Annotated in this window: 18 protein-coding genes and 1 pseudogene; 12 read left to right on the plus strand and 7 right to left on the minus strand. The window is 71.8% G+C overall.

Going from position 1 to position 22,205, the window contains the following annotated elements; translation table 11 throughout:
• Positions 1-199 precede the first annotated feature (199 nt).
• Together ACIBCM_RS14580 and ACIBCM_RS14585 are read right to left on the minus strand one after the other, a co-directional pair.
• Complete coding sequence (locus ACIBCM_RS14580) at positions 200-847, minus strand: response regulator (RefSeq protein WP_399242960.1); 648 nt, start codon at positions 845-847, stop codon at positions 200-202.
• A 50-nt stretch (positions 848-897) separates the two neighbouring features.
• Positions 898-2,313 (minus strand): sensor histidine kinase, encoded by a 1,416-nt coding sequence (locus tag ACIBCM_RS14585; protein WP_399242962.1) that lies wholly within the window; start codon positions 2,311-2,313, stop codon positions 898-900.
• A 135-nt stretch (positions 2,314-2,448) separates the two neighbouring features.
• On the opposite strand from ACIBCM_RS14585, the pseudogene ACIBCM_RS14590 reads away from it, so the two are divergent.
• The 3 genes and pseudogenes from ACIBCM_RS14590 to ACIBCM_RS14600 form a co-directional block, all read left to right on the plus strand.
• Positions 2,449-3,321 (plus strand): annotated as a pseudogene (locus ACIBCM_RS14590) (ABC transporter ATP-binding protein); the annotation flags it as partial.
• A gap of 599 nt (positions 3,322-3,920) precedes the next feature.
• Positions 3,921-5,024 (plus strand): ABC transporter permease, encoded by a 1,104-nt coding sequence (locus ACIBCM_RS14595; RefSeq protein ID WP_399242965.1) that lies wholly within the window; start codon positions 3,921-3,923, stop codon positions 5,022-5,024.
• Positions 5,011-5,607, plus strand: a complete 597-nt coding sequence (locus tag ACIBCM_RS14600) for a hypothetical protein (protein ID WP_399242967.1) — start codon at positions 5,011-5,013, stop codon at positions 5,605-5,607. Before ACIBCM_RS14595 ends, ACIBCM_RS14600 begins: the two co-directional genes overlap by 14 nt.
• A gap of 273 nt (positions 5,608-5,880) precedes the next feature.
• On the opposite strand, the gene ACIBCM_RS14605 is transcribed toward ACIBCM_RS14600, so the two are convergent.
• Both ACIBCM_RS14605 and ACIBCM_RS14610 read right to left on the minus strand, forming a co-directional pair.
• The gene (locus ACIBCM_RS14605; protein WP_399242969.1) at positions 5,881-7,191 is read right to left on the minus strand and encodes a pentapeptide repeat-containing protein; all 1,311 of its coding nucleotides are present in this window, start codon (positions 7,189-7,191) and stop codon (positions 5,881-5,883) included.
• A gap of 172 nt (positions 7,192-7,363) precedes the next feature.
• Positions 7,364-8,863, minus strand: coding sequence for a class I adenylate-forming enzyme family protein (locus ACIBCM_RS14610; RefSeq protein WP_399243321.1), 1,500 nt, complete (start codon positions 8,861-8,863; stop codon positions 7,364-7,366).
• Positions 8,864-9,072: 209 nt separating this feature from the next.
• On the opposite strand from ACIBCM_RS14610, the gene ACIBCM_RS14615 reads away from it, so the two are divergent.
• From ACIBCM_RS14615 to ACIBCM_RS14630, 4 genes are all read left to right on the plus strand, one after another.
• Positions 9,073-10,392: an amidohydrolase family protein gene (locus tag ACIBCM_RS14615; protein ID WP_399242971.1), complete on the plus strand. Its 1,320-nt coding sequence runs from the start codon at positions 9,073-9,075 to the stop codon at positions 10,390-10,392.
• A complete protein-coding gene (locus ACIBCM_RS14620; protein ID WP_399242973.1) occupies positions 10,392-11,537 on the plus strand; it encodes an acyl-CoA dehydrogenase family protein in 1,146 nt (381 codons plus the stop codon). The genes ACIBCM_RS14615 and ACIBCM_RS14620 overlap by 1 nt, the downstream gene beginning before the upstream one ends.
• A gap of 1 nt (position 11,538) precedes the next feature.
• Complete coding sequence (locus ACIBCM_RS14625) at positions 11,539-12,645, plus strand: acyl-CoA dehydrogenase family protein (RefSeq protein WP_399242975.1); 1,107 nt, start codon at positions 11,539-11,541, stop codon at positions 12,643-12,645.
• A gap of 398 nt (positions 12,646-13,043) precedes the next feature.
• Positions 13,044-13,499, plus strand: a complete 456-nt coding sequence (locus ACIBCM_RS14630) for an ATP-binding protein (protein WP_399242977.1) — start codon at positions 13,044-13,046, stop codon at positions 13,497-13,499.
• A 315-nt stretch (positions 13,500-13,814) separates the two neighbouring features.
• Here ACIBCM_RS14630 and ACIBCM_RS14635 read toward each other — a convergent pair whose 3' ends face one another.
• Positions 13,815-14,741, minus strand: a complete 927-nt coding sequence (locus ACIBCM_RS14635) for a cyclase family protein (protein WP_399242979.1) — start codon at positions 14,739-14,741, stop codon at positions 13,815-13,817.
• A gap of 89 nt (positions 14,742-14,830) precedes the next feature.
• Between ACIBCM_RS14635 and ACIBCM_RS14640 the strand changes: the two genes are divergently transcribed.
• The 3 genes from ACIBCM_RS14640 to ACIBCM_RS14650 all read left to right on the plus strand — a co-directional run bounded on the left by ACIBCM_RS14640 (position 14,831) and on the right by ACIBCM_RS14650 (position 18,169).
• Positions 14,831-15,736 carry an SDR family oxidoreductase gene (locus ACIBCM_RS14640; RefSeq protein ID WP_399242980.1) on the plus strand — a complete coding sequence of 302 codons (906 nt, stop codon included), beginning with the start codon at positions 14,831-14,833 and terminating at the stop codon, positions 15,734-15,736.
• A gap of 220 nt (positions 15,737-15,956) precedes the next feature.
• Complete coding sequence (locus ACIBCM_RS14645) at positions 15,957-17,123, plus strand: acyl-CoA dehydrogenase family protein (protein WP_399242982.1); 1,167 nt, start codon at positions 15,957-15,959, stop codon at positions 17,121-17,123.
• Positions 17,120-18,169, plus strand: coding sequence for a Zn-dependent alcohol dehydrogenase (locus tag ACIBCM_RS14650; RefSeq protein ID WP_399242984.1), 1,050 nt, complete (start codon positions 17,120-17,122; stop codon positions 18,167-18,169). Before ACIBCM_RS14645 ends, ACIBCM_RS14650 begins: the two co-directional genes overlap by 4 nt.
• A 392-nt stretch (positions 18,170-18,561) precedes the next feature.
• On the opposite strand, the gene ACIBCM_RS14655 is transcribed toward ACIBCM_RS14650, so the two are convergent.
• Both ACIBCM_RS14655 and ACIBCM_RS14660 read right to left on the minus strand, forming a co-directional pair.
• Complete coding sequence (locus ACIBCM_RS14655; protein ID WP_399242986.1) at positions 18,562-19,572, minus strand: GlxA family transcriptional regulator; 1,011 nt, start codon at positions 19,570-19,572, stop codon at positions 18,562-18,564.
• A gap of 99 nt (positions 19,573-19,671) precedes the next feature.
• The gene (locus ACIBCM_RS14660) at positions 19,672-20,448 is read right to left on the minus strand and encodes a helix-turn-helix domain-containing protein (RefSeq protein WP_399242988.1); all 777 of its coding nucleotides are present in this window, start codon (positions 20,446-20,448) and stop codon (positions 19,672-19,674) included.
• Positions 20,449-20,768: 320 nt separating this feature from the next.
• Between ACIBCM_RS14660 and ACIBCM_RS14665 the strand changes: the two genes are divergently transcribed.
• The gene (locus ACIBCM_RS14665) at positions 20,769-21,266 is read left to right on the plus strand and encodes a glycine-rich domain-containing protein (protein WP_399242990.1); all 498 of its coding nucleotides are present in this window, start codon (positions 20,769-20,771) and stop codon (positions 21,264-21,266) included.
• 77 nt (positions 21,267-21,343) lie between these two features.
• Positions 21,344-21,988 carry a class I SAM-dependent methyltransferase gene (locus ACIBCM_RS14670; RefSeq protein WP_399242992.1) on the plus strand — a complete coding sequence of 215 codons (645 nt, stop codon included), beginning with the start codon at positions 21,344-21,346 and terminating at the stop codon, positions 21,986-21,988.
• Positions 21,989-22,205 lie beyond the last annotated feature (217 nt).

Here is a 22,205-nt window from a genome sequence, read left to right on the forward strand (position 1 = left end):
GCTCCCGGGGCCCGGGCACACGTAGGGGATGACGGGGGCCGGTCGGGGCGGCCGTCGCAAGCGCGCTCCTGCGCCCCCGGGGCGTCGCGTATCCGGCCGGACGCATGGGCCGGGAGGCGCCGGGCTGGCCGACCGGCCCCGCGCACGGCGGAAACGGACCGCCGCGTCACCGGCTACGCGGGCCGCGGGATCCCGCCGGTCAGACGTCGTCGCCGGGGACGACCAGACCGGACTCGTACGCGACGATCACCGCCTGCGTCCTGTTCTGCGCCCCCAGCTTCATCAGCACATTGCTCACATGGGTCTTGACCGTCTCCAGGCTGACCGTCAGCCGGTCAGCGATGGCCGGATTGGACAGTCCCTTCGCCATCAGACGCAGGATCGCCGTCTCCCGGCCGGTGAGGGGGAGCGGAGGCAAGGGGCCCGGCGGGGACGGCCGCGCCGTCACCAGCCGGCGGACCGCGTCCGGGAACAGCAGCGAGTCGCCCGTCGCGACCAGATGGACGGCGCGGGCGATCCGGTCGGCCGGGGCGCGTTTGAGGACGAAGCCGTCCGCCCCCGCGCGCAGCGCGTCGTAGACGTGGTCGTCACTCTCGAAGGTGGTGATCACGACGACCTTCGGCGGGTCGTCCAGCGCGGCCCGCAGCCGCCGGGTTGCCTCGATCCCGTCCATCCCCGGCATCCGTACGTCCATGAGCACCACGTCCGGCCGCAGCCGGGTCACCAGCGGCAGCACCTCCGTACCGTCGGCCGCCTCGCCCACCACATCCAGATAGGAGCGGGCCGACAGCAGGGTCCGCAGGCCGGTGCGGGTCAGTTCCTCGTCGTCGGCGATGAGAACGGTCACGGGCGGGCCAGGGGGCGGATCACCGGGCGAGGCCGGGGGCGGGTGGGGACTCACCGGGCCGACCGTAGCGGAATGCGCGCCGCCAGTGTCCACCGTCCGTCGGGAGTGGGGCCGGAGGAGAACTCGCCGTGCAGCAGGCGTACGCGCTCCTCGGCGCCTGCCAGGCCGTACCCGGTACGGATGGCACGCCCGGTTTCTGCGCCCCGCCCGGTGCGTCCGGTGTCGGCGGGGCGCTCCGGACGCTCGTGACCGCGAGCGGCGGGCAGCGGGTTGGACAGTTCCGTCTCCAGCCAGTCCGCCGTCACGGCGAGCCGCAGCGTCACCTCGGGCCCGCCCGCGTGGCGCAGCGCGTTCGTCAGCCCCTCCTGCACGATGCGGTACGCCTCCCGGGACACGGCGGCGGGCACCCGGGCCGGCTCGCCGGTGATGTCCGTACGCACCTCGGTGCCCGCCCGCCGGACCCGGTCCAGCAGTCCGGGCAGATCGGCCAGGGTGTGGCGCCCGGCCGGGGGCGCGCCCTCGCCCCTCCGCAGCACCCCCAGCACCTGGTCGAGATCGTCCAGCGCGCTGCGGGAGGTCTCCTCGATACTGCTGAGCGCCCGCCGCGCGCCCTCGGGGTCGCTCTCCATCAGCTCGCTCGCCACCGCGGCCTGGATGGTGGAGGCCGTGAGGGTGTGGCCGATGGAGTCGTGCAGCTCCTGGGCGAGCCGGTTGCTCTCCGCCAGGGCGCGCATCCTCTCCTCCAGCGCGGCCACCCGCTCCGCCCGGCCCGGGCCGAGCAGCACCGGGGCGAGGTGCCGGAACAGCGCGGCGGACCCGGCGGCCACCGCCGTCGCCGCCAGCAGGGCGGCGAGGGCTGCCGGTACGGTCCACGCGCCGGGCAGACCGCCCCGTACATCGATCGTCAGCGTGAGGAACTGCACCCGGTCCCCGCCGCCCAGCCACACCGCCGCCGTCGTCATCGCCATCAGGGCCAGCAGTCCGGACACCGCCGTGACCAGCCAGCCCAGGGTGATGTGCAGCAGCAGCCACACCGAGGTGCGCCACCGCTCCCGGCCACCGCCACCCGGCACCGGTACGGCTGGTGGCGGTACGGGCGTTGCCGGCCCCGGCGAGGACGGAGTGGAGGGCGAGGGCGCGGGCGGTACGGGCGCGGGCAGTGCGGTGCCGAGGAAGGAGTTGGCGAGCCGTACACAGCGTGTGCGGACGGGCCGCGGCAGCCCGGCGGCCAGGATCAGCGCCACCGTCACGGCCAGGACGAACAGCACGCGGGGGCCCTCGGGCCAGGTCCGCGCCACCCCGCCCGCCAGAATGACCGCCACCGCCAGCGGGGGCAGAGCGAGGGCCGCGCCGAGCAGCGCGTAACCACAGCTCCGCCAGGTGCCCCGGCGGAGCAGCGGACGGACCGGCGAACGCATCAGGGAGCGGACCGTCCGGCGGGCCGGCGGGTGAATCGGTTTCCACACCCGGTCGAGTGTCGCAGCCGGGTGCGCCGTCCGCCTCCCCCGTCGGAGCGAGGCGCATCCGGCCCGGTCGGGGGAGGGCGGATTTCCCTCCCGGCCGCGATGCGGTGGCGCCCCCGTCTCGCGAACAGTGGCCGCATGCTCGAACTCATTGATGTCAGCAAGGTCTACCGGGGCGGCAAACGGGCCGTCGACGGACTGACGATGCGGCTCGAACCGGGAATGCTGGGGCTGCTGGGTCCCAATGGCGCGGGCAAGTCGTCCCTGATGAGGATCACGGCCACCGTCACCCGGCCCACGGGCGGCAGGGTGCTGTTCGGCGGCGAGGACGTGGTCGCCCGGCCGGGGCCGCTCCGTCGCGCTCTCGGCTATCTGCCGCAGGACTTCGGCGTCTATCCGCATCTGACCGCGCGCGAGTTCCTCGGATACCTCGCCGCCGCCAAGGGGGTCTCCGGGCGGTCCGCCCGCGCCCGTATCGACGAACTCCTCGAACTCGTCAATCTCACCGAGGCCGCCCGGCGACCCCTCGGGAAGTTCTCCGGCGGGATGCTGCGCCGGGTCGGTATCGCGCAGAGCCTGCTGACCGATCCCCAGGTGCTCGTCGTCGACGAGCCCACCGCGGGGCTCGATCCCGAGGAGCGGGTCCGGTTCCGGAATCTGCTCAGCGAACTGGCGGCCGACCGGGTGGTCCTGCTGTCCACCCATATCGTCTCCGACGTCGAGTCGGTCGCCTCCGACATCGCGGTCCTCGCCGGAGGGCGTCTGCGCAGGCGCGGCTCGCCCGGCGAACTGCTCCGGGACATCGAGGGCCAGGTCTGGGAGGCGATGGTCGCCCCGCAGGACGTCCGGGCCGCTCAGTCGCGGTACCTCGTGAGCCGGATGGTGCGTACGGGATCCGGGGCGGGGGCGGGGGTCCGGCTGCGGATGCTGGCCGCGTCCGAGCCGTTCCCGGGGGCGGTGCCCGTGCCGCCGGATCTGGAGGACGCGTATCTGGCGATCGTGCACAGTGCTCCTCCGCAGGATCCGGCGCCGGGTTACCCGGGGGGTTCGCCTCCGGGTTCGCCGGGGGGTTCCCGGCCGGGGTGGCCGGGGTGGTCCGACGGGTCCGGGACGGGGGGATCCCGGCGCGGGCCGGATGGTTCGGCACAGGCGGGCTGGGGCGGCTGGGCCCGGCAGGGTCAGGCCCGGGGAGGGCCCCCGCCGGGTCCGGCCCGAGGCGGCTGGTCCGGGCAGGGCCCGCCGGGCGGACAGGGGCTGCCGGGACCGGGCCCGGAAACGGGGCCGGGACGGGGGCCCGGTGGCGGGGCGCCCGTGGACGGGTCCCCCGGGGCGCCGGGTGCGTCCGGGTCCGGCCCGGCGCGGGGTGGTGGGCCTCCGCCTGGTTCATCGGGGGTGCCGGGGCCTCCCGGACCATCCGGCTCGTTCGGACCCTCCGGCTCGTTCGGGCCACCCGGTTCCCTCGGAGCTCCCGCCTCCTCCGTACCAACCGGCCCTTCCGGAACACCGGACCCCTCTGGAACACCCGGTCCGGCGCCGGGCGTTCCCCGTGACTCCGGCCCCGCGCAAGGGCCTCCGGGCCCGGGGCCGATGCCGCTCCGTCCGGAGACGGGGTGGCGGTGACCGTGGGCGCTCCGCACCGGCTCGCCGTCGCCGACTTCCTCGACCGGGCCCGCCGGCCCGCGTACGGCGCGACGCTGGCGACCGCCGTCGCGCTGGGCTGGCTCGCCGTGCCCGCCGCCGACGCGCGGTGGGTCGTCATCCAGATCGGCGACCACCGTGGCGTCTACAACAGCGCCTACACCGGAACGGCGATCGCGCTCGCGGGCGCGCTCTGGCTGATGCTCATCGGCTTCTACGTCGTACGCAACGGGGTCTCCCGGGACCACGCCACCGGCGTCGGCCGTCTGCTCACGGCGACCCCGCTGACCCGCACCGGCTACCTCGGGGCGAGGTTCCTGAGCAATGTGCTGGTGCTCGGTTCCATGGTGGGCGTCCTGGCCGTCACCGCGCTCGTACTGCAACTCGCGCGCGGCGAGGACACGGCCGTCGACCCGGTCGCGCTGCTGACGCCGTTCGCCGTCGTCACCCTTCCCGCGGTGATCCTCACGGCCGCGTGCGCGCTGCTCTTCGAGGCGGTGCCGTTGCTCGGCGCGGGACTGGGCAACGTGGTGTGGTTCTTCGTCTGGATGGTGCTCGCCATGGGCGGACAGGGGGCGAACGCGCCGCTCGGGGGGATCGGCGTCCATGACGTCGTCCGTTCGATGCGGGACGACGTACTCGCCGGGAAGGTGAAGGTGTCGGGGGAGTTCAGCCTCGGCCTGACCCTGGTCGAGGAACCGCTGCGGACGTTCGTCTGGGACGGCTACGTGCCCGACGGAGCGTATCTGCTGGACCGGGCGGGTCTCGTCCTGGTGGCGGTCGCACTCGCGCTGGTGCCGGCGCTCTGGTTCCACCGGTTCGACCCCGACCGGGTCTGGGTGAAGCGGATCGCAGCACTGGTGGAGGACGCGCGGTCGCGGTCCGCCGGGGTGCCGGGGGTGGCCTGGCCCTCCCCGTACGACCAGGGCGGCGGCCAGGGCGTCGGCGGCGGATTCCAGGACGTGCCGGTCGGGGAGACTAGGGGGCAGAACGGCCACGGAGTTCCGCGCCCTCCCGGCCACGGAGGTCCGGGCCGGCCGCTCGGCCCGCTCCCTCGGGGCGGTGCTCGCCGGTGAACTGCGGGTCCTTCTGCGGGGCGTGGCCTGGTGGTGGTGGCTGGGCCTCGCGGGGATCACCGCGGTGGCCCTGACCATGACACCGGTGTCCGGAGTGACCCGCATGGTCCTGCCCGTCGCCTGGATCTGGCCCGTGCTGATCTGGTCCCGGCTCGGTACCCAGCGGTACGAGCACGGCGTCGACGCGCTCCTCGGGGCGTATCCCGCACCGCGCCGCAGGATGTTCGCCGAATGGATCTCCGGGCTGGCCCTCACCGCCCTGGCCGGAGTGGGGCCGCTGATCCGGATGACGGGTCAGGGGGACTGGCCGGGTGTGGCCGCCTGGTGGGGCGGAGTGCTCTTCATCCCGTCCCTCGCCCTGGCCGTCGGCACGCTCAGCCGCAGCCACCGGCTCTTCCAGGCGGGCTACCTCCCGCTCTGGTACGCGGTGGCCAACGGCGTTCCCATGGGCGACTTCATGGGCGCGGTCCGGGAGAACGGCGTCCCGGCCGGGCCCGGTCCGGCCGTCTTCGCGGCCCTCGCCGGGCTGCTGCTGACCGCCGCCTTCGCGGTCGAGTCCCTCCGCGGACGCCCCAGGAGATGACACGCGGAGTACGCACCCGCGAACGTTCCGGCAGCCCACGTGTGACCAGCCGCACGTCACGGGTCACACGTGGGCGGTCGTATGTCACCGGCCACAGGTGAACAGTCGTATGCGACCGGTCGCGGATGACGGAGCACGCCTGACGGACCGTAGGTGACGGATCATCCGTAACGGATCGGGGCCCGCCACACGACCGGTGACAGCCTGCCGTCCGACTCACCCGCAGCCGGACGGCCCGCGCCCGCCCGTTCCCCAAGCCCGCCTCCCTCGGAGCTACGCCGGTGAGGGCAGCCAGGCGGAGGGAAGCGTGACCATCACAGAAGCAGACGGGCCGACGGAGGCGAGAAGCCCATCGGGAGCCGGCCCTGTGGCATCGTCGAAGCGCACCCGGCCGCCGGAGAACGTCGCGTCGTCGAAGTGCACCGTGCCGTCGGAGAACGTCGCGTGGCCGAAGTACACCAGGCCGCCGGAGAACGCCGCGTCGTTGAAGTGCACCCGGCCGCCGGAGAACGCCACCCCGCTGAAGCCCATAGGGCTGCCGGAGAAGGCCGCGTCGTTGAAGTGCACCGTGCTGCCGGAGAATGTCGCGTGACTGAACCTCATCCGGCTGCCGGAGAACGTCGCGTCGTTGAAGTACACCGTGCCGCCCGAGAACACAGCGCTTTCGAAGTGCACCGTGCCGCCGGAGAACGTCGCGCCTTCGAAGTACACCGTACTGCCGGAGAACTCGGCACCACCGAAGCCCACCGCGCTGCCGGAGAACTCGGCACCGCCGAAGTGCACCAGGCCGCCGGAGAACTCGGCACCGCCGAAGTGCACCGTGCCGCCGGAGAATGTCGTGCCTTCGAAGTCCACTGTGCTGTCGGAGAACACCGCGCCGCCGAAGCTCACCGTGCCACCCGAGAAGTTCGCGCCACTGAAGTCCATGTTCCCGTCGATGGTGACACCGGTGAGGTCGAGGTCGCAGCCCTGCCAGGAGCGGTGGGTCCCCCTGGGACGTCGGTAGTGGTCGCCGATGAGGCGCAGGATGGTGTGCCGGACCTTGCGGAAGGCCAGGTAGCGGTGGTGTTCCTCCCGGTGGCCGGGGACGTCGCCGGGGTCGGGGGTGAAGGGGAGCTGGAGGTAGGCGCACAGAACGTCGACGCAGGTCTGGCGCAGGCTGTCGTCGGGGGCGTCGTCGGCCAGACCGGCCAGGGCGTGAACGCCGCCGAGGCGGACGGCCGGGGAGTCCGAACCGAGCTGCTCGACGGCGGCGGTGAACCGCTCGGTGTGCAGCCGGGTGGCCTCCCGGTGGGCGCCTGCCTTGTCGACGCGCTGGCGGCGGTAGGCGACGACCAACGCGACGAGCGCGCCGGCCCCGGCGACCACGCCGAAGGAGAGCTTGACCAGGTCGAAGAGCGTCTTCGCGTCGAGCTTCGCGGTGCTGTCGATCTCCCGGAAGTCCAACAGGGCCACCAGACCGTAGAAGACCCCGCCCGCGACCAGGACAGCGACGGCGAAGGTGACGGTCAGGGCCCGGCCGACCCGCCACAGCCGTAGCTCCCGATCGTCCCGGGTCGATCGCGGCCGCCGAATGAGTGTCATGCCCGTGGAGACAAGGCCTGGAGATCCACGGTTGCACGGGGAACGAGGGAGCCTTCCACATCCTTCTGGCCTGAACGGATCCCGGCGGCCCGCTCCGGAATGACCCCAGGTCGGACGGTAGAAGGGCCCCTGGGCGAGCACCGACCAGCAGCCAGGGGCCCAGGCCCCGCCGTCAGCCCCCGAATCGTTCCCGCAGCTTGTACTTCAGCACCTTCCGCAAGGTCTCGTTGCGCGGCAGCGCATCCACCACCTCCAGCTGCTCCGGGAGTTTGTACGGGGACAGCCCCTCGCCGCGCAGATAGTCCGTGAGTGCTTCCAGGGTCAGCTCCCCCGCGCCCGGGGGCTGTTCGACCACGGCGCACACCCGCTCGCCCCGGTCCGGGTCCGGCAGGCCGATCACCGCCGCGTCCGCGACGCCGGGGTGCGCGTGCAGCAGGTCCTCGATCTCCTTCGCGGAGACGTTCTCGCCCTTGCGGATGATGACGTCCTTCAGCCGCCCCGTCAGCACGAGATGGCCGTCCTCGGTCAGATGCCCGATGTCACCCGTGATCAGAAAGCCGTCCTCGTCGAAGACGCCCGCCGACTGCGCCGGGTCGAGATACCCCCGGCAGACGGCCTCCCCCCGCAGCCGCACCTCGCCGTCGACGATACGGATCTCCATGCCCTCGGGCGGCCGTCCCTCGGTCGTCGCCAGGTTCTCCGCCGTGTCGTCCGGCGCGCCCATGGTGATCATGGGCACCTCGGTCATGCCGTAGCCGTGGGTGAGCTGGCAGCCCATCTCCCGTACGACGGCGTGGTACAGCTCCGGCGGCTTGGGCGCGCCCCCGCCCGCCAGCAGCCGCAGGGTGGGGATCAGCTTCTCACCGGGCCGTTTGCGCTGTTCGGCGAGGAACATCGAGTAGAAGGCCGTGGAGCCGCCCGCCGTGGTCACCCCGTGGCGCCGGTACTCCGCCAGGGCGTGTGGCAGCGCGAACTTCTCGAAGAGGACCGCGGGGAACCCGTACAGCAGCAGCATCACCAGATAGTCCGCGCCGCCGATGTGCGCGAAGGGGAAGGCGATCGAACCGATGTCGTCCTCGGTCAGACGCAGCGCGTGCGCGAGGGTCGAGCCGCCCGCGATCAGGGAACGGTCGGTGTGCAGCACGCCCTTGGGGTCGGAGGTGGTGCCCGAGGTCCAGTAGATCCACCGGACCTCGGTGCCGTCGGCCGGCTCGGGGGGCAGGGCCGAGGGGTCGCCCGACGGCAGCCCTCCGTACGCCTCGAACACCCCGCGCGCGCCGATGCGCTCCGCCATCGCCCTGTGGTCGAAGCCCCGCCACTCGCCCGGCACCGCGAAGAACTCCGCCTTCGACTCGCGCAGCGCGAACGCCACCTCGCGGTCCCGGTAGTACGGGATGACCGGCGACTGTACGGCCCCGAGCCGGGCCAGGGCGGCGGTGAGCAGTGCCGTCTCGATCCTGGTGGGCAGCTGCCAGACGACCACCGTGCCGGGGCGCACCCCGAGCCCGTACAGCCCGGCGGCGCACTCCTCGGCGCGCTCGCGCAGTTCGCCGAAGGTCAGCGTCCGGTCGTCCTGGAGGAAGACCGGGCGGTCGGGGGACAGCTCGGCGCGCCGCCGGACCAGTTCCCACAGGGTGCGCGACCGGCCGAGCGCGTGCGCGGTCCCGTTCATCCCGTACGCCTCCACGGACGACTCCTCGTACGTCTCCACGAACGCCTCCACGAAAACGACAAGAGCTGACGGATCGTCAGGCATTCTGGAGAGGGTAGGCCGCTGCCGCTTGTCGGTCCAGGGGTGCGGGGCTAGCCTGATTTCTGACGGGTCATCAGATTCGCCATTCAGGGCAGAGCACGCACGGCACGGCGGAGGGGACACGCACCATGACCGCACTTCCTCGGATCGTCAGCGTCGACGACCATGTCATCGAACCGGCGCACCTCTTCGAGACCTGGCTCCCGGCGAAATACCGCGACAGGGGGCCGAAGCCGCTCACCGCGGGCATCGGAGAGCTGGCGTACGTCGGCGGCAAGTACCAGATCACCATGGATCCCGACGGTCCGCCGACCGACTGGTGGATCTACGAGGACCTCAAGTTCCCCTACAAGCGCAATATCGCCGCCGTCGGTTTCGACCGGGACGAGATGACGCTCGAAGGCATCACCCGTGAGCAGATGCGCCGGGGCTGCTGGGACCCGCGGGCCCGCCTCGCCGATATGGACCTCAACCATGTCGAGGCGTCCCTGTGCTTCCCCACCTTCCCGCGCTTCTGCGGACAGACCTTCGCCGAGGCGCACGACAAGGAGGTCGCGCTCGCCTGTGTGCGGGCGTACAACGACTGGATGGTGGAGGAGTGGTGCGGCGACAGCGGCGGACGGCTGATCCCGCTCTGCATCATCCCGCTGTGGGACATCGGCCTCGCCGTCGCCGAGGTCAGGCGCAACGCGGCCCGGGGCGTGCGTGCCGTGACCTTCTCCGAGATCCCGACCTACCTCGGGCTGCCGTCGATCCACTCCGGCTACTGGGACCCGTTCTTCGCGGTCTGCCAGGAGACCGGAACGGTCGTCAATATGCATATCGGGTCCAGCTCCCAGATGCCCGCGGCCTCCCCCGACGCCCCGCCCGCCGTCCAGGCGTCCCTCAGCTTCAACAACGCCATGGCCTCGATGATGGACTTCCTCTTCAGCGGCGTCCTGGTGAAGTTCCCGGCGCTGAAGCTGGCGTACAGCGAGGGCCAGATGGGCTGGATCCCCTACGCCCTGGAGCGCGCCGACGACGTGTGGGAGGAGCACCGGGCCTGGGGCGGGGTCCGGGACCTGATCCCCGAGCCGCCGTCCACGTACTACTACCGGCAGATCTTCTGCTGCTTCTTCCGGGACAAGCACGGGATCGCCTCGCTGGACGTCGTCGGCCGGGACAACGCCACCTTCGAGACCGACTACCCCCATGTCGACTCGACCTTCCCGCACACCAAGGAGGTCGCGCTCGACCATGTGAAGGGCCTCGACGACGAGACGGTCTACAAGCTGATGCGCGGCAACGCCATCCGCATGCTGGACCTCGATCTGGACCGCGGCGGCAGGAACCCCGGGCCGCCGGCGCCCGAAGGGCCGGCTTCCGGCACTCCGGCCGCGGGTGTTCCGGCCTCCGGCGCCCCGGCTTCCGGCGGGGAACACGGTACGCGGCCGGACCGGGACCGCTAGTGGATCTCACGTACACGGAGGAGGAAGAGGACTTCCGGGCCCGGCTGCGGACCTGGCTGGGCGGCGCGCTGCACCGGCTGCCCCCGAAGCCGTCCCCCGACGACTGGCCGGGCCGCCGGGCGTACGACACCACCTGGCAGCGGATGCTGTACGACGCCGGATACGCGGACCTCCACTGGGACGCGTCCCCCACCCAGCGCCTGATCTTCCTGGAGGAGACCGAACGCGCCGGAGCCCCCTACGTCGGAGCGAACTTCGTCGGCCTGCTGCACGCCGGTCCCACGATCGCCGCGGAGGGCACCGGGGCCCAGCGCGAACGGTGGCTGCCGCCGATCCTGCGCGGCGACGAGATCTGGTGCCAGGGCTTCAGCGAACCGGACGCCGGATCGGACCTGGCGTCCCTGCGCACCCGGGCCGTCCGGGACGGCGACTCCTACATCGTCACAGGCTCCAAGATCTGGACCTCCCACGCCGAGGTCGCCGACTGGTGCGAACTGCTCGTACGGACCGACCCGACCGCCCCCCGGCACCGGGGTATCAGCTGGCTCGCCCTGCCCATGGACGCGCCCGGTGTCACCGTACGGCCGCTGCGCACGCTCGCCGGGTCGGCGGAGTTCGCGGAGATGTTCCTCGACGAGGTACGGGTGCCCGTCACCCACCGGATCGGAGAGGAGAACGACGGCTGGCGCGTCACCATGGTCACCCTCTCCTTCGAACGGGGCACCGCCTTCGTCGGCGAGGTCGTCGCCTGCCGCCGTACCCTGGGCGCCCTCGCCGCCTCCGCCCGTGCGAGCGGACGCTGGGACGATCCGGTCCTGCGGCGGCGGCTGGGGCGGCTGCACGCCGAGTTCGGGGCCCTGTGGCGGCTCATCCAGTGGAACGTCAGCGAGTCCCAGCGCACCGGCGGCGTCCCCGGCACCGGCGGCTCCGTCTTCAAGCTCCGCTACTCCCACGCCCGCCAGGAGCTGTACGACACGGCGGCCGACGTCCTCGGCGCCGATTCGCTGGACCTCGGCCACGAGTGGACCCTCGACCGGCTGTCCTCCCTCTCGTACACCATCGCCGCGGGCACCTCGCAGATCCAGCGGAACATCATCGCCGAGCGCATCCTCGGCCTGCCGAAACCCCCGAAGGGCGGTGGATGACATGGACTTCCAACTCTCCGACGACCAGCGCGCGCTGCGCGCGGGCGTCCGTGAGCTGCTGGAGCGGGTGTTCGACGCGGAGGCGCTGCGCAGGGCGGTCGGCACGGGCGGGCTCGACCGGGAACTGTGGCGGGCTCTCGGTGACGCCGGGTTCTTCTCGCTGCGGCTGCCCGAGGAGCGGGGCGGGGTCGGGCTCGGCACGGTGGAGGCCGTCCTCGTCTTCGAGGAGGCCGGGCGGACGCTGCTGCCCGGGCCGCTGGTGGCCACCCATCTCGCGGCCGGGACGGTGGAAGGGGCCGCCACCGGGGAGGCGGTCGTCGCCCGGGTGGACTCCGGGCTCATCGCCTGGCTCGATGCGGCCGACCATGTCATGGGCGCGCCCGGTCCTGTCAGGGGCGGGGGCGAGGGCTCCACGGACGGTGGCGGGGGCGGCGGGTCCGGGGCCATGGACGATGCCGACGGGGCCGGTCGCGGTTCCGGTTCCGGGGCCGGGGTCCCGGCTGGGCCCGGGGCCGACCGTGCCGACGGCGGGGATCCGGCCGGGCGGACTGGTGGCGGGGACGCGCCCGGGCGGGCCGGTGACGGGGACGAGGCCGGGCGGGCCGACGACGGGGACGAGGCCGGGCCCGTACCCCTGCGGTCCGTCGACCCCCTCACCCCGCTCCACCGGGTCGCCGCCCCCGGGACCCCCGACCCCCTCGCCGCCCTGCTCACCGCCGCCGAACAGCTCGGCAGCGCGGGCCGTACGACCGGGATGGCCGTGCGGTACGCCAAGGAACGCGAGCAGTTCGGGCAGCCCGTGGGCGCCTTCCAGGCCGTGAAGCATCTGTGTGCTCAGATGCTCGTACGCACGGAACTCGCCCGCAGTGCCGTCTACGCCGCCGCCGTCACCGGGGACCCCACCGAGATCGCCGGGGCCAAACTCCTCGCGGACGACGCCGCCGTACACAACGCCCGCGACTGCCTCCAGGTCCACGGCGGCATGGGCTTCACCTGGGAGGCCGATGTCCATCTGCATCTCAAACGGGCCTGGGTCCGCGCCCGGATGTGGCCCACGGCGGCCGAGGCGGAGGAGATCCAGGCGGAAGCTCTCGCCATAGCACTCTGAAGCGTCACGTTGTGTCGATACCGGGTTGTGTCCTTCGGATGACTCGTCACGGGCCGTCGCCGGGGCATCGCTCCGGTACGCTCCGTGAGATGCGAGTCGTTCCGAGGCGGGGATGTCGCGGTGTTGCCGATGAGGCGGCTCCGCGTCCGGGAATGCGCGCCGCTCACGCCACGGATGAGCGGCTCGCGAGCCTCTGTTCGACTCCCCGCAGCGGGCGTCGCACAGTATGCACCACGGGTACTCCTTGGCGCTGGAATATGCCTGAAGCGCTTGTTGCGGTGACTGTACGTCAACCATGCTGTCTCGTAAGGGAGTCACGTTCAGTGACCTGGTCGAGGTTGTCGATGACCCAGTCGAGGCGCGAGGCGAAGTGTCCGCCGGTTCGGATGGTGTGAGCGGTGCAGGTGCTCCAGGTTCAGTTGGAGGTCGGACCCGATCCCGCGGAGGTGGGGCGGGCCCGGAGATGGGCGCGTTCGCGGCTCGTCGGATCCGGGATAGGGGACGACGAGCCGCTGGCCGAGACCTTGATCCTGCTGATCTCGGAGCTGGTCACCAACGCCGTGGTGCACACCGGCTGTCCCGCCGTGCTGCGCATGCTCTTCGGCGCGGGCGCGGCGGAGGCCGGCACGGTCCGCGTCGAGGTCGCCGACAACTGCTCCCGCCCCCCGAGGCGCCGCAGCGCGGACGACGACGACACCAACGGCCGCGGTCTCGAACTGGTCGACGGGCTCGCCGACCGCTGGGGCTGGGAGCGTGAGGGCGCCGGCAAGGCGATCTGGTGCGAGGTGGACCGGGGCGTGCCGGAGATGGCGTACGCGCGCGGGCCCCGGGGCCTTGCGACGGTACGGCGGTAGGGCGGCCGGGCGGTAGTCCGGCGGAGGCGCGGCCGGGCGGCCCGGCGGCGGCGCGCGGTCCCGGTGCCGGGCGCCGGTTGTACGCGCGGTCCGGGCGCCGCCGTAACCGGTGGATCCCCCGGCAGCGGGGTCCCGGTCCTCGCGGCGGGGCGCGGGCGGAGTGCCCGGGGAGCCTCGGGGCCCTGGTGCCGTACCCCGCCCTCGCCCGGACCTCGGGCGCCGTACACGGACAGGCAAGGCACCCCCTCCCCGTACGCCCGTCCGAGCACCACTTCCGGCGGTGGCGAGCGCGGGTGGCGGCCCGTGTGGCAGGCCCTAGAAGACCGCGACGGGGGCGACGGGTGTCCCCGTGCCGCCGACGAAGGGTTCCGGCATCGCGGACAGCCAGAAGGCGTACCGCCGATGTTCTCCACAGGCTGTGGACAAGTTCTCCAGATTCCAGTTCTGGCCCTGGAGCATGCCCATCTCGACCAGGTCCAGCGCGTGCACCGGCAGCCACAGGTCCTCGATCTCGGGCGGGATGATCTCGAAGGTGAGGGTGTCGTTCGCGACGGCGGCGACATCGCGGGCGTGGAACCACTCCGGCGTCCGCACGGACAGCCCCGGCGACGGGAAGCCGTACCCGTGCTTGTCACCGCCGAGCAGCACCTGGGCCTGACCGGTGCGTACGAGCACGATGTCCCCCGCCCCGACCGTCACCCCGCCGAACTCCGCCGCCTCGTCGAGGTCCTCCGGCGTGACCGCGTGCTCCGGAGGAAGTCTCTCCAGCCCCTTCGCCCCGGCCACATCGAGCAGCACGCCCCGGGAGACGAGGTACGGCACCTTGTCGATACCGCTGAACCGGGCCCCCGTGTGCGCGGTGACCGTGTCCGCCGGGCGGCCGTTGTAGATCCGGCCGCCGTGGGACACATGGGTCAGCGCGTCCCAGTGCGTGGCCGACTGAAGGCCCATCGTCACGGCGTCGTCGCTGGTCGCGACCGTGCCCGGGCCGAACATCTCATGATTGATCTGCACCATCGTGTGCAGGGGGTTCACCCGGCCCGGGATCAGCCCGGTCTGGACGCCGTCCTGCTGGAGCGGCAGCGCGAGGGGGACCCGCCGGCCCGTCCGGACGGTGGCCGCGGCCTCCCGTACGACCTCGTCGGTGATCAGGTTGAGCGTCCCGATCTCGTCCGCCTCCCCCCAGCGGCCCCAGTTGTTCACGCGCTCGGCGATCTCGTGGAACTCCGGTGGCAGTGACATCGGGATCGGGCCTCCTGGGGGTTGTGCTCGACTGACTGACTGCCCATAGAATCTAACGGTCCGTCAGAAACCGCGGGAAGGGGCCGGGCGTGGGGAACTTCTTGGCAGGCAAGGTCATCGCCGTCACCGGAGCGGGACGCGGCATCGGCCGCGCCGTCGCCCTGGCCGCGGCGGCCGAGGGTGCGAAGGTCGTCGTGAACGACTACGGCGTCTCGGTCGAGGGCGGCGAACCGGCGTCCGAGGTCGCCGACGCCGTAGTCCGCGAGATCGCGGAGGCGGGCGGCACCGCCGTCGCCGTCGCCGACGACATCTCCACCATGGCGGGCGGGCAGCGTCTCGTGGACGTCGCGCTCGCCGAGTACGGGCGGCTCGACGGTGTCGTCTGCGTCGCGGGCATCCTCCGCGAACGCATGCTCTTCAACATGTCCGAGCAGGAGTGGGACCCTGTCGTCGCCACCCACCTCAAGGGGACCTTCACCGTCTTCCGGGCGGCGAGCGCCGTGATGCGCAAGCAGGGCTCGGGCACGCTCCTCGGCTTCACCAGCGGCAACCACCAGGGCTCCGTCGCCCAGGCCAACTACTCCGCCGCGAAGGGCGGGATCATCTCACTGGTCCGCAGCGCCGCACTGGGGCTGCACAAGTACGGCGTCACCGCGAACGCCGTCGCCCCCGTCGCCCGTACCCGGATGTCCGCGGGCGTCCCCATGGAGCTGAAGGAGATCGGCGAACCCGAGGACGTCGCGGCACTCGTGGTCTATCTGCTCTCCGACCGGGCCCGCGAGATCACCGGCCAGGTCTATACGATCGCCGGGCCCAAGATCGCGGTCTGGGCCCAGCCGAGGGAACTGCGCGCGGGGTACGCCGAGGGCTCCTGGACCCCCGAGAAGATCGCGGACTTCCTCCCCGGCACGGTCGGCACCGACCCGATGCCGATGCTCGCGGTCCTGGAGGACATGGCGCGCGCCGCGAAGTCGGGCGAGCGGCCCAACACCTGAGGGGCCCGCACCCGCCGGCCTCCGGGACGGCGGGGGTCATGTTCAGCCTCCCCGGCCTCCGGGACGGCGGGGTCATGTTCAGCCTCGCCGACGTTTGCGGCGCGGGGTCCGGGGCGGAGCCCCGAGAAGAACCAGAGGCTTCCTGGGGCCCGCGCGCCAGGCCACCCGCACTCCCGGCCCGCAACCGCAACCCGCACCCCGCGCAAAGAAGGGCACCAGCATGGACGACACGGCCTTCCGCTCCGAAGCCCGCGACTGGCTGCGGACCCATCTGCGGGCATCGCACCGCGGTATCGGCGGCGGCCCCGGCAGCGAGCACCTGGGGCTCGCGGCCCGCCGGGAGTGGGAGCGGGTCCTCGGCGCCGCCGGGTGGATCGGCATCGGCTGGACCGAGGACGGCTGGGGCAACCGGCTCGCCACCCTGTCCCAGCAGGTCGTCTGGGCCGAGGAGTACGCCCGCGCCCGCGCCCCCGGCCGGGTCGGCCACATCGGTGAGAACCTGCTCGCGCCCACGCTGATCGCCTTCGGCACCCAGGAGCAGAAGGACCGGTTCCTGCCGCCCGTCGCCCGGGGCGAGGAACTGTGGTGCCAGGGCTACAGCGAACCCGGCGCCGGATCCGACCTCGCGGGCCTGCGCACCACCGCCGTACGCGACGGGGACACCTACCGGGTCACCGGCCAGAAGATCTGGACCTCGCTCGCCCAGGACGCCGACTGGTGCTTCGTCCTGGCCCGCACCGAAGCGGGCTCGCGCCGCCACCGCGGGCTGTCCTTCCTGCTCGTGCCCATGGACCAGCCGGGCCGGGTCGAGGTCCGGCCCATCCGCCAGCTGACCGGCACCAGCGAGTTCAACGAGGTCTTCTTCGACGGCGCCGTCGCCCGCGCCGGACATCTCGTCGGCGGTGAGGGCAACGGCTGGCAGGTCGCCATGGGCCTCCTCGCCCTGGAACGCGGGGTGTCCACCCTTGTCCAGCAGATCGGCTTCGAGGCGGAACTGGACGAGGTGATCCGTACGGCCGTCGAGACGGGAGCCGCCGACGACCCCGAGATCAGAGCACGTCTCGTACGCCAGTGGGCCGAACTTCGCACCATGCGCTGGAACGCCCTGCGCACCCTCGGCACCGGAGGCGACCCCGGCGCGCCCAGCGTGGCCAAACTGCTCTGGGGCGGCTGGCACCAGCGGCTCGGTGAGCTGGCGATGGCCGTACGGGGGCCGGGCGCGACCGTCGGTCCGGACGACTGGAGCGGGGAGCGGCCGTACGAACTCGACGCCGGGCAGCGGATGTTCCTCTTCACCCGCGCCGACACCATCTACGGCGGCTCGGACGAGATCCAGCGCAACATCATCGCCGAGCGGGTACTCGGCCTACCGAGGGAGACCGGATGAGAGGCGTCGTCTTCGACGGCAAGCGGGCCGGGTTCGTCGACGATCTGGAGATACGGGATCCGGGGCCGGGGGAGGTCCTGGTGTCGGTCGCGGCGGCGGGGCTGTGCCACAGCGATCTGTCGGTGATCGACGGAACGATTCCCTTCCCTGTGCCGGTGGTCCTCGGGCACGAGGGCGCGGGTGTGGTGGAGGCCGTCGGTCCGGGCGTGGGGCATGTGACGGCGGGGGACCATGTGGCGCTGTCCACCCTGGCGAACTGCGGTGCGTGCGGCGACTGCGACCGGGGACGGCCCACGATGTGCCGCAAGGCGATCGGCCGCCCGGGCCGTCCCTTCTCGCGCGGCGGCGAGAGTCTCTACCAGTTCGCGTCCAACTCCGCCTTCGCCGAACGCACGATCGTCAAGGCGGTCCAGGCGGTGAAGATCCCCGACGACATCCCGCTGACCTCGGCCGCGCTCATCGGCTGCGGGGTACTGACGGGCGTCGGAGCCGTCCTCAACCGCGCGAAGGTGGGCCGCGGGGACACGGTGGTGGTGATCGGGACGGGCGGCATCGGCCTGAACGTGCTCCAGGGTGCCCGGATCGCGGGGGCGTCGGTGATCGTGGCGGTGGACACCAACCCGGCGAAGGAGGAGACGGCCCGGACGTTCGGGGCGACGCACTTCCTGGGGGCGGTGCCGGACGTGGCGGCCGTTCTGCCCGGCGGGGCGGACCATGTCTTCGAGTGCGTCGGGCACACGGGGCTCATCCGGCAGGCGGTCGACCTGCTGGACCGCGGCGGCCAGGCGATCCTGCTCGGGATGGCCGCGCCGACGGCGGAGGCGACGTTCCTGCCGGCGGCGATGTTCCTGGACAAGTCGATCCTGGGGTGCCGTTACGGTTCGTCGCGTCCGCAGCACGACATCGCGCTCTACGCCGGGATGTACCGGACGGGCACGCTGCTGCTGGACGAACTCGTCACCGAGACCTACCCGATCGAGGACTTCACCAGGGCGGCGGACGACGCCCACGGGGGGCGTGTTGCGCGCGGGGTGCTCACGTTCTAGAGCGGTGCTCTGGTTGCGGGGCCGGGCTCACGCGGCTCCCGCTCCGGGTTGGGAGCAGTGCTCTCGTGTTGGTGCGGTGCTCTTGCTGTGGTGCGGTGGGACACGGACTGCTGCTCGTGTATCGGAGCAGTGCTCTCGTGTTGGTGCGGTGTTCACGGTGCTGGCAGGTGGGGCTGGTGACGGCCCGAGAGCGGTGCTCTTGTTTCGGAGCGGTGTGCTCAGGAGCGCTGATCGCGTCTCGGAGCACTGCTCACGCTTCGGAGCACGATGTGCAGGCCGGAGCACTGCTCATGCCCGTGCTCGCTGCTCACGCTCCGGAGCACCGGTTCCGTCCGCACCTACCGCTCACGTCCCGGAGCACTGCTCTCACTCCGGAGCACCGCTCTCGCGGTTTATGTCACCCCCGCCCCATCTGCCCGGAATGTTCGGCGGTACACCGTCGGGGCCACGCCCAGCACCGTCTGGAGATGCTGCCGCATCGACTGGGCCGTGCCGAAGCCCGAGTCCCGTGCCACCTGGTCGACCGAGAGGTCCGTGGACTCCAGCAGCTGCCGTGCCCGCTCGACCCGTTGATGGGTGAGCCACTGCCCGGGGCTCACACCGACCTCGTCCCGGAAGCGGCGCGTGAAGGTGCGTACGCTCATCGACTCCCGCTCCGCCATGTCCCGCAGCCGGATCGGCTCGTGCAGCCGCTCCAGCGCCCAGTCGCGGGCCATGGACGTCGTCGCCGACCGTGCCTCCGGGACCGGGCGCCGGATGTACTGCGCCTGGCCGCCGTCCCGGTGCGGGGGTACGACACTGCGCCGGGCCACGTCATTGGCGACCGCCGCCCCGTGGTCGCGCCGGACCATGTGCAGACAGAGGTCGATCCCGGCCGCCACACCCGCCGAGGTCAGGACGTCGCCGTCGTCGATGTACAGCACGTCGGGATCGACCCGGACGGAGGGGAACAACCGCTGGAGCCGGTCGGCCCAGTCCCAGTGCGTGGTGGCGGGCCGGCCGTCGAGAAATCCGGCCGCGGCCAGCAGGAAGCTGCCGGTGCAGATGGAGGCCAGCCGGGTGCCGGGGCGGATGTGGCCGAGGACCTCGGTGATCTCCGCGGGGAGGCGGCCCTCCCGGAACAGTTCGGGGGGTTCGTACGCGGCCGGGACGATCACCGTGTCCGCCTCGGCCAGTGTTTCCGGGCCGCGGTCCACGTACACCGCGAAGTCGGCCGTCGTGGAGACCGGGCCGGGGGCGGCGGTGCAGGTGATCACCTCGTACAGCGGATCACCGCTCGGGGAGAAGGCCCGGCCGAAGATCCGGTGGGGGATGCTCAGCTCGAAGGGAATGACCTCGGGGAGAGCCAGCACGGCGATCCGGTGCGGTGCCCCGCGCGGGTTCTTCTGCGGTACGGCAGCCATGGCCCGATCCTATCGAATGCTGTCCCTCGGGCCACTCGCTACGGTGCTCCGCGACGCCCGCCTGCGCGGGGCGGCTCCCGGAGGGGAGCGCCCTGTATCTCACTGTGGCGTGGTCGAGTACCGCTCAATGCTCGCGCGGCCTGTGGATCGGTCGAGCAGGCGCAGTTCCCACGGGCCCGTGTTCACATCGAAGTCTTTGCCGAACCCGACCCACTTGCCCGTCATGCGTCGGCCCGTCGGCTCGATGAGCAGCTGAATCGCGCCGTGGTACCGGGCGCCCTGGTAGTACCCGTCAGCAGCCGTCTGCTCAGTCCATGTGCCAGTGGCGACGTTCCGGTCAACCGTGAGATCCAGAGACAACGGGCTGTCCGGGTTGGTCGACGCTCCGGGCAGACTCTGGGCTGTCAGCCGGTTGCCGTGCTGGACGATCACAATGTGATGCTTGCAGTCGAATGTCTCGTCACGGCTGGACGAGTAGAACTCGTACCGAGACAGCCAGATGCCCACGTACTCGCTCTGCGGCCCTTGCTCCGGGCTTGTGGCAGCCGCGTCAGCTGTGCCGACTTCCCCAGCCTCCATGTCGTGGCCTCCTGCCCCGTCCGAGTGGACACGTGCCATTGGGATCGCAAACCCCAGCCACTCGGGGGCACGGCCGGTGAACTGCTTTAGTGCCCGCGCATACAGCGGACGGCATGTCCTGGTCTCCCCGGACTCCCAGCGTTGCACGAGTCGCTTGGAGGCGTCGTTCGGCTCCCCCAGCTCCTCGCCTGCGCCACGTAAGCCCCGGGCGAACTCGTCTTGGCTGAGGTTCATCGACTTGCGTACGGAGGTCAGCACGTCGTTGGGGATTCGCTCGCCCTCGCCCGTAGTCGTCATGATCCGAGGGTAGCCACGTCACGCCCCCAATGACACCGGTTTGACGCCCTCGGGGTGACGCCTACATGACGCCCGAGGGGCGCCCTGAACATCGCCGCAATGGCGGCGGCCGGTCCGGAACATGGACGTCGTGTCCATCCGTATCAACGCTTGCGCGGTGAGAGCCGACGGCACTCGGACCAAGCCACGGTCCCTGTACGAGAGAGTGAGGGCGGACCCCTTGCTACTGGCCTGATGCCGCCTTGCTCGTGCCCCAAGCGCAGGTGTGGACGACACGACCGGAGCGGCACGGACCCCCAATTGCCTGGAGGTAAGACAGCATGAGTACGGCAGTAGTGATCCGCGACCCGAAGGCGTACGTCCGCCCGGACGTCTGGGAGCGCGAGGTAGCCCTCCTCCTCCGCAATCCGGAGAACACGCGCGAACTCGCAGAGGCCAAGTTCGGACAGGCCATCGCCTACCTGGTCACGTGCGCCGAGAACCCGGACCTTCTCATGGGCCCGTCCAAGCAGGTGGACGAGGCATGGCACTCGTTCATGCTCGACTCGATCCCGTACCACCACTTCACCGGCCGACACTTCGGCCGGTACATCCACCACGTGCCGGAACTTCCGGGGGCGGCTGGTGTCCAGGGCGTCAGCGACGACAAGGCGACGCTGGACGGCTACGACCTCAAGACCGGCGGCCCGCTCGTTCTGGAACAGACGATCAAGGCCATCAAGGCGGCCGGGTTCGAGATTGACCCCGATCTGTGGGGCATGGAGAACGCGGTCGGCTGCAACCAGTGCCACGCCGGATGCCACGACTCGCCCAAGTAGTAGTGGCCACCACGTGAGTTGGGGCCCACCCCGCCCGTACGTTGGGTGTGGGCCCTTGTGCCGGGAAGGATCACCGCATGTCATTGACTGAGTCCTGGGACAGGTACGCGGCCGGGAGCAAGCCACGCAGGACCGTGAACGCCAAGGGCGACAAGACCTGGCTGAACTGGACCCAGTACGCAGATCACGGGCCGGACGAGGGCGTCCTGGGTCCCGTGGCGGGACGCCGGGTTCTGGAACTCGGCTCGGGGAGCGGCAGTAACCTCGCGCACCTCGTGACACTGGGCGCGACAGGCCACGGGGTGGACATTGCCCCCGCCCGTGAGGCGGTCGCGCTGGAGCGCTGGGGCAATCTGCCGGGCATCGCCTTCCATACGGGGGAGGCGACGGCGTTCCTGAGCGAGACGGACGAGACGTTTGACGTCGTACTCTCGATCTTCGGCGCCGTGTGGTTCGTCGATCCGGACACTCTGCTCCCGCTGATCCGCTCGCGCATGGCCCCGGGCGGCATCCTGGCCTTCTCGCATGTGCCCCCGGGAAGCCAGGGGCCCAAGCCCGCAGAAGCCGGACTGCGGCACGACCGCACCCCGGATGAGTGGGGGCGCAGCCTGACGGGGCACGGCTTCTCCGACGTATGCGTGTCTCTGATCGATCCGCCAGAGGGCAGGGCCGTGGGCACGATGCTTGTCCGCGCCCTGGTGGCTGACCCTGTGGCCGAGTGACTGTGGCAGGAGATCCGGGCCTTCCGGCAGACGGAGCGAACCGTCATGGCACTCCATTTCCTGGCCCTGCTCTGGGCAGGCACTCGGCGTCGAGTTGCGTACCGATGGCCCGGTAGCTCACCCCCTCAGCGCGAAGATGCGGGCCCGTGCGGCCTTCTTCGTGGGGTTGGATGCCGCGTCGCGGCGATGGCCCGATCCTATCGAATGCTGTCCCTCA

This window comes from Streptomyces sp. NPDC051018, from assembly GCF_044456085.1.
Lineage (GTDB): Bacteria > Actinomycetota > Actinomycetes > Streptomycetales > Streptomycetaceae > Streptomyces.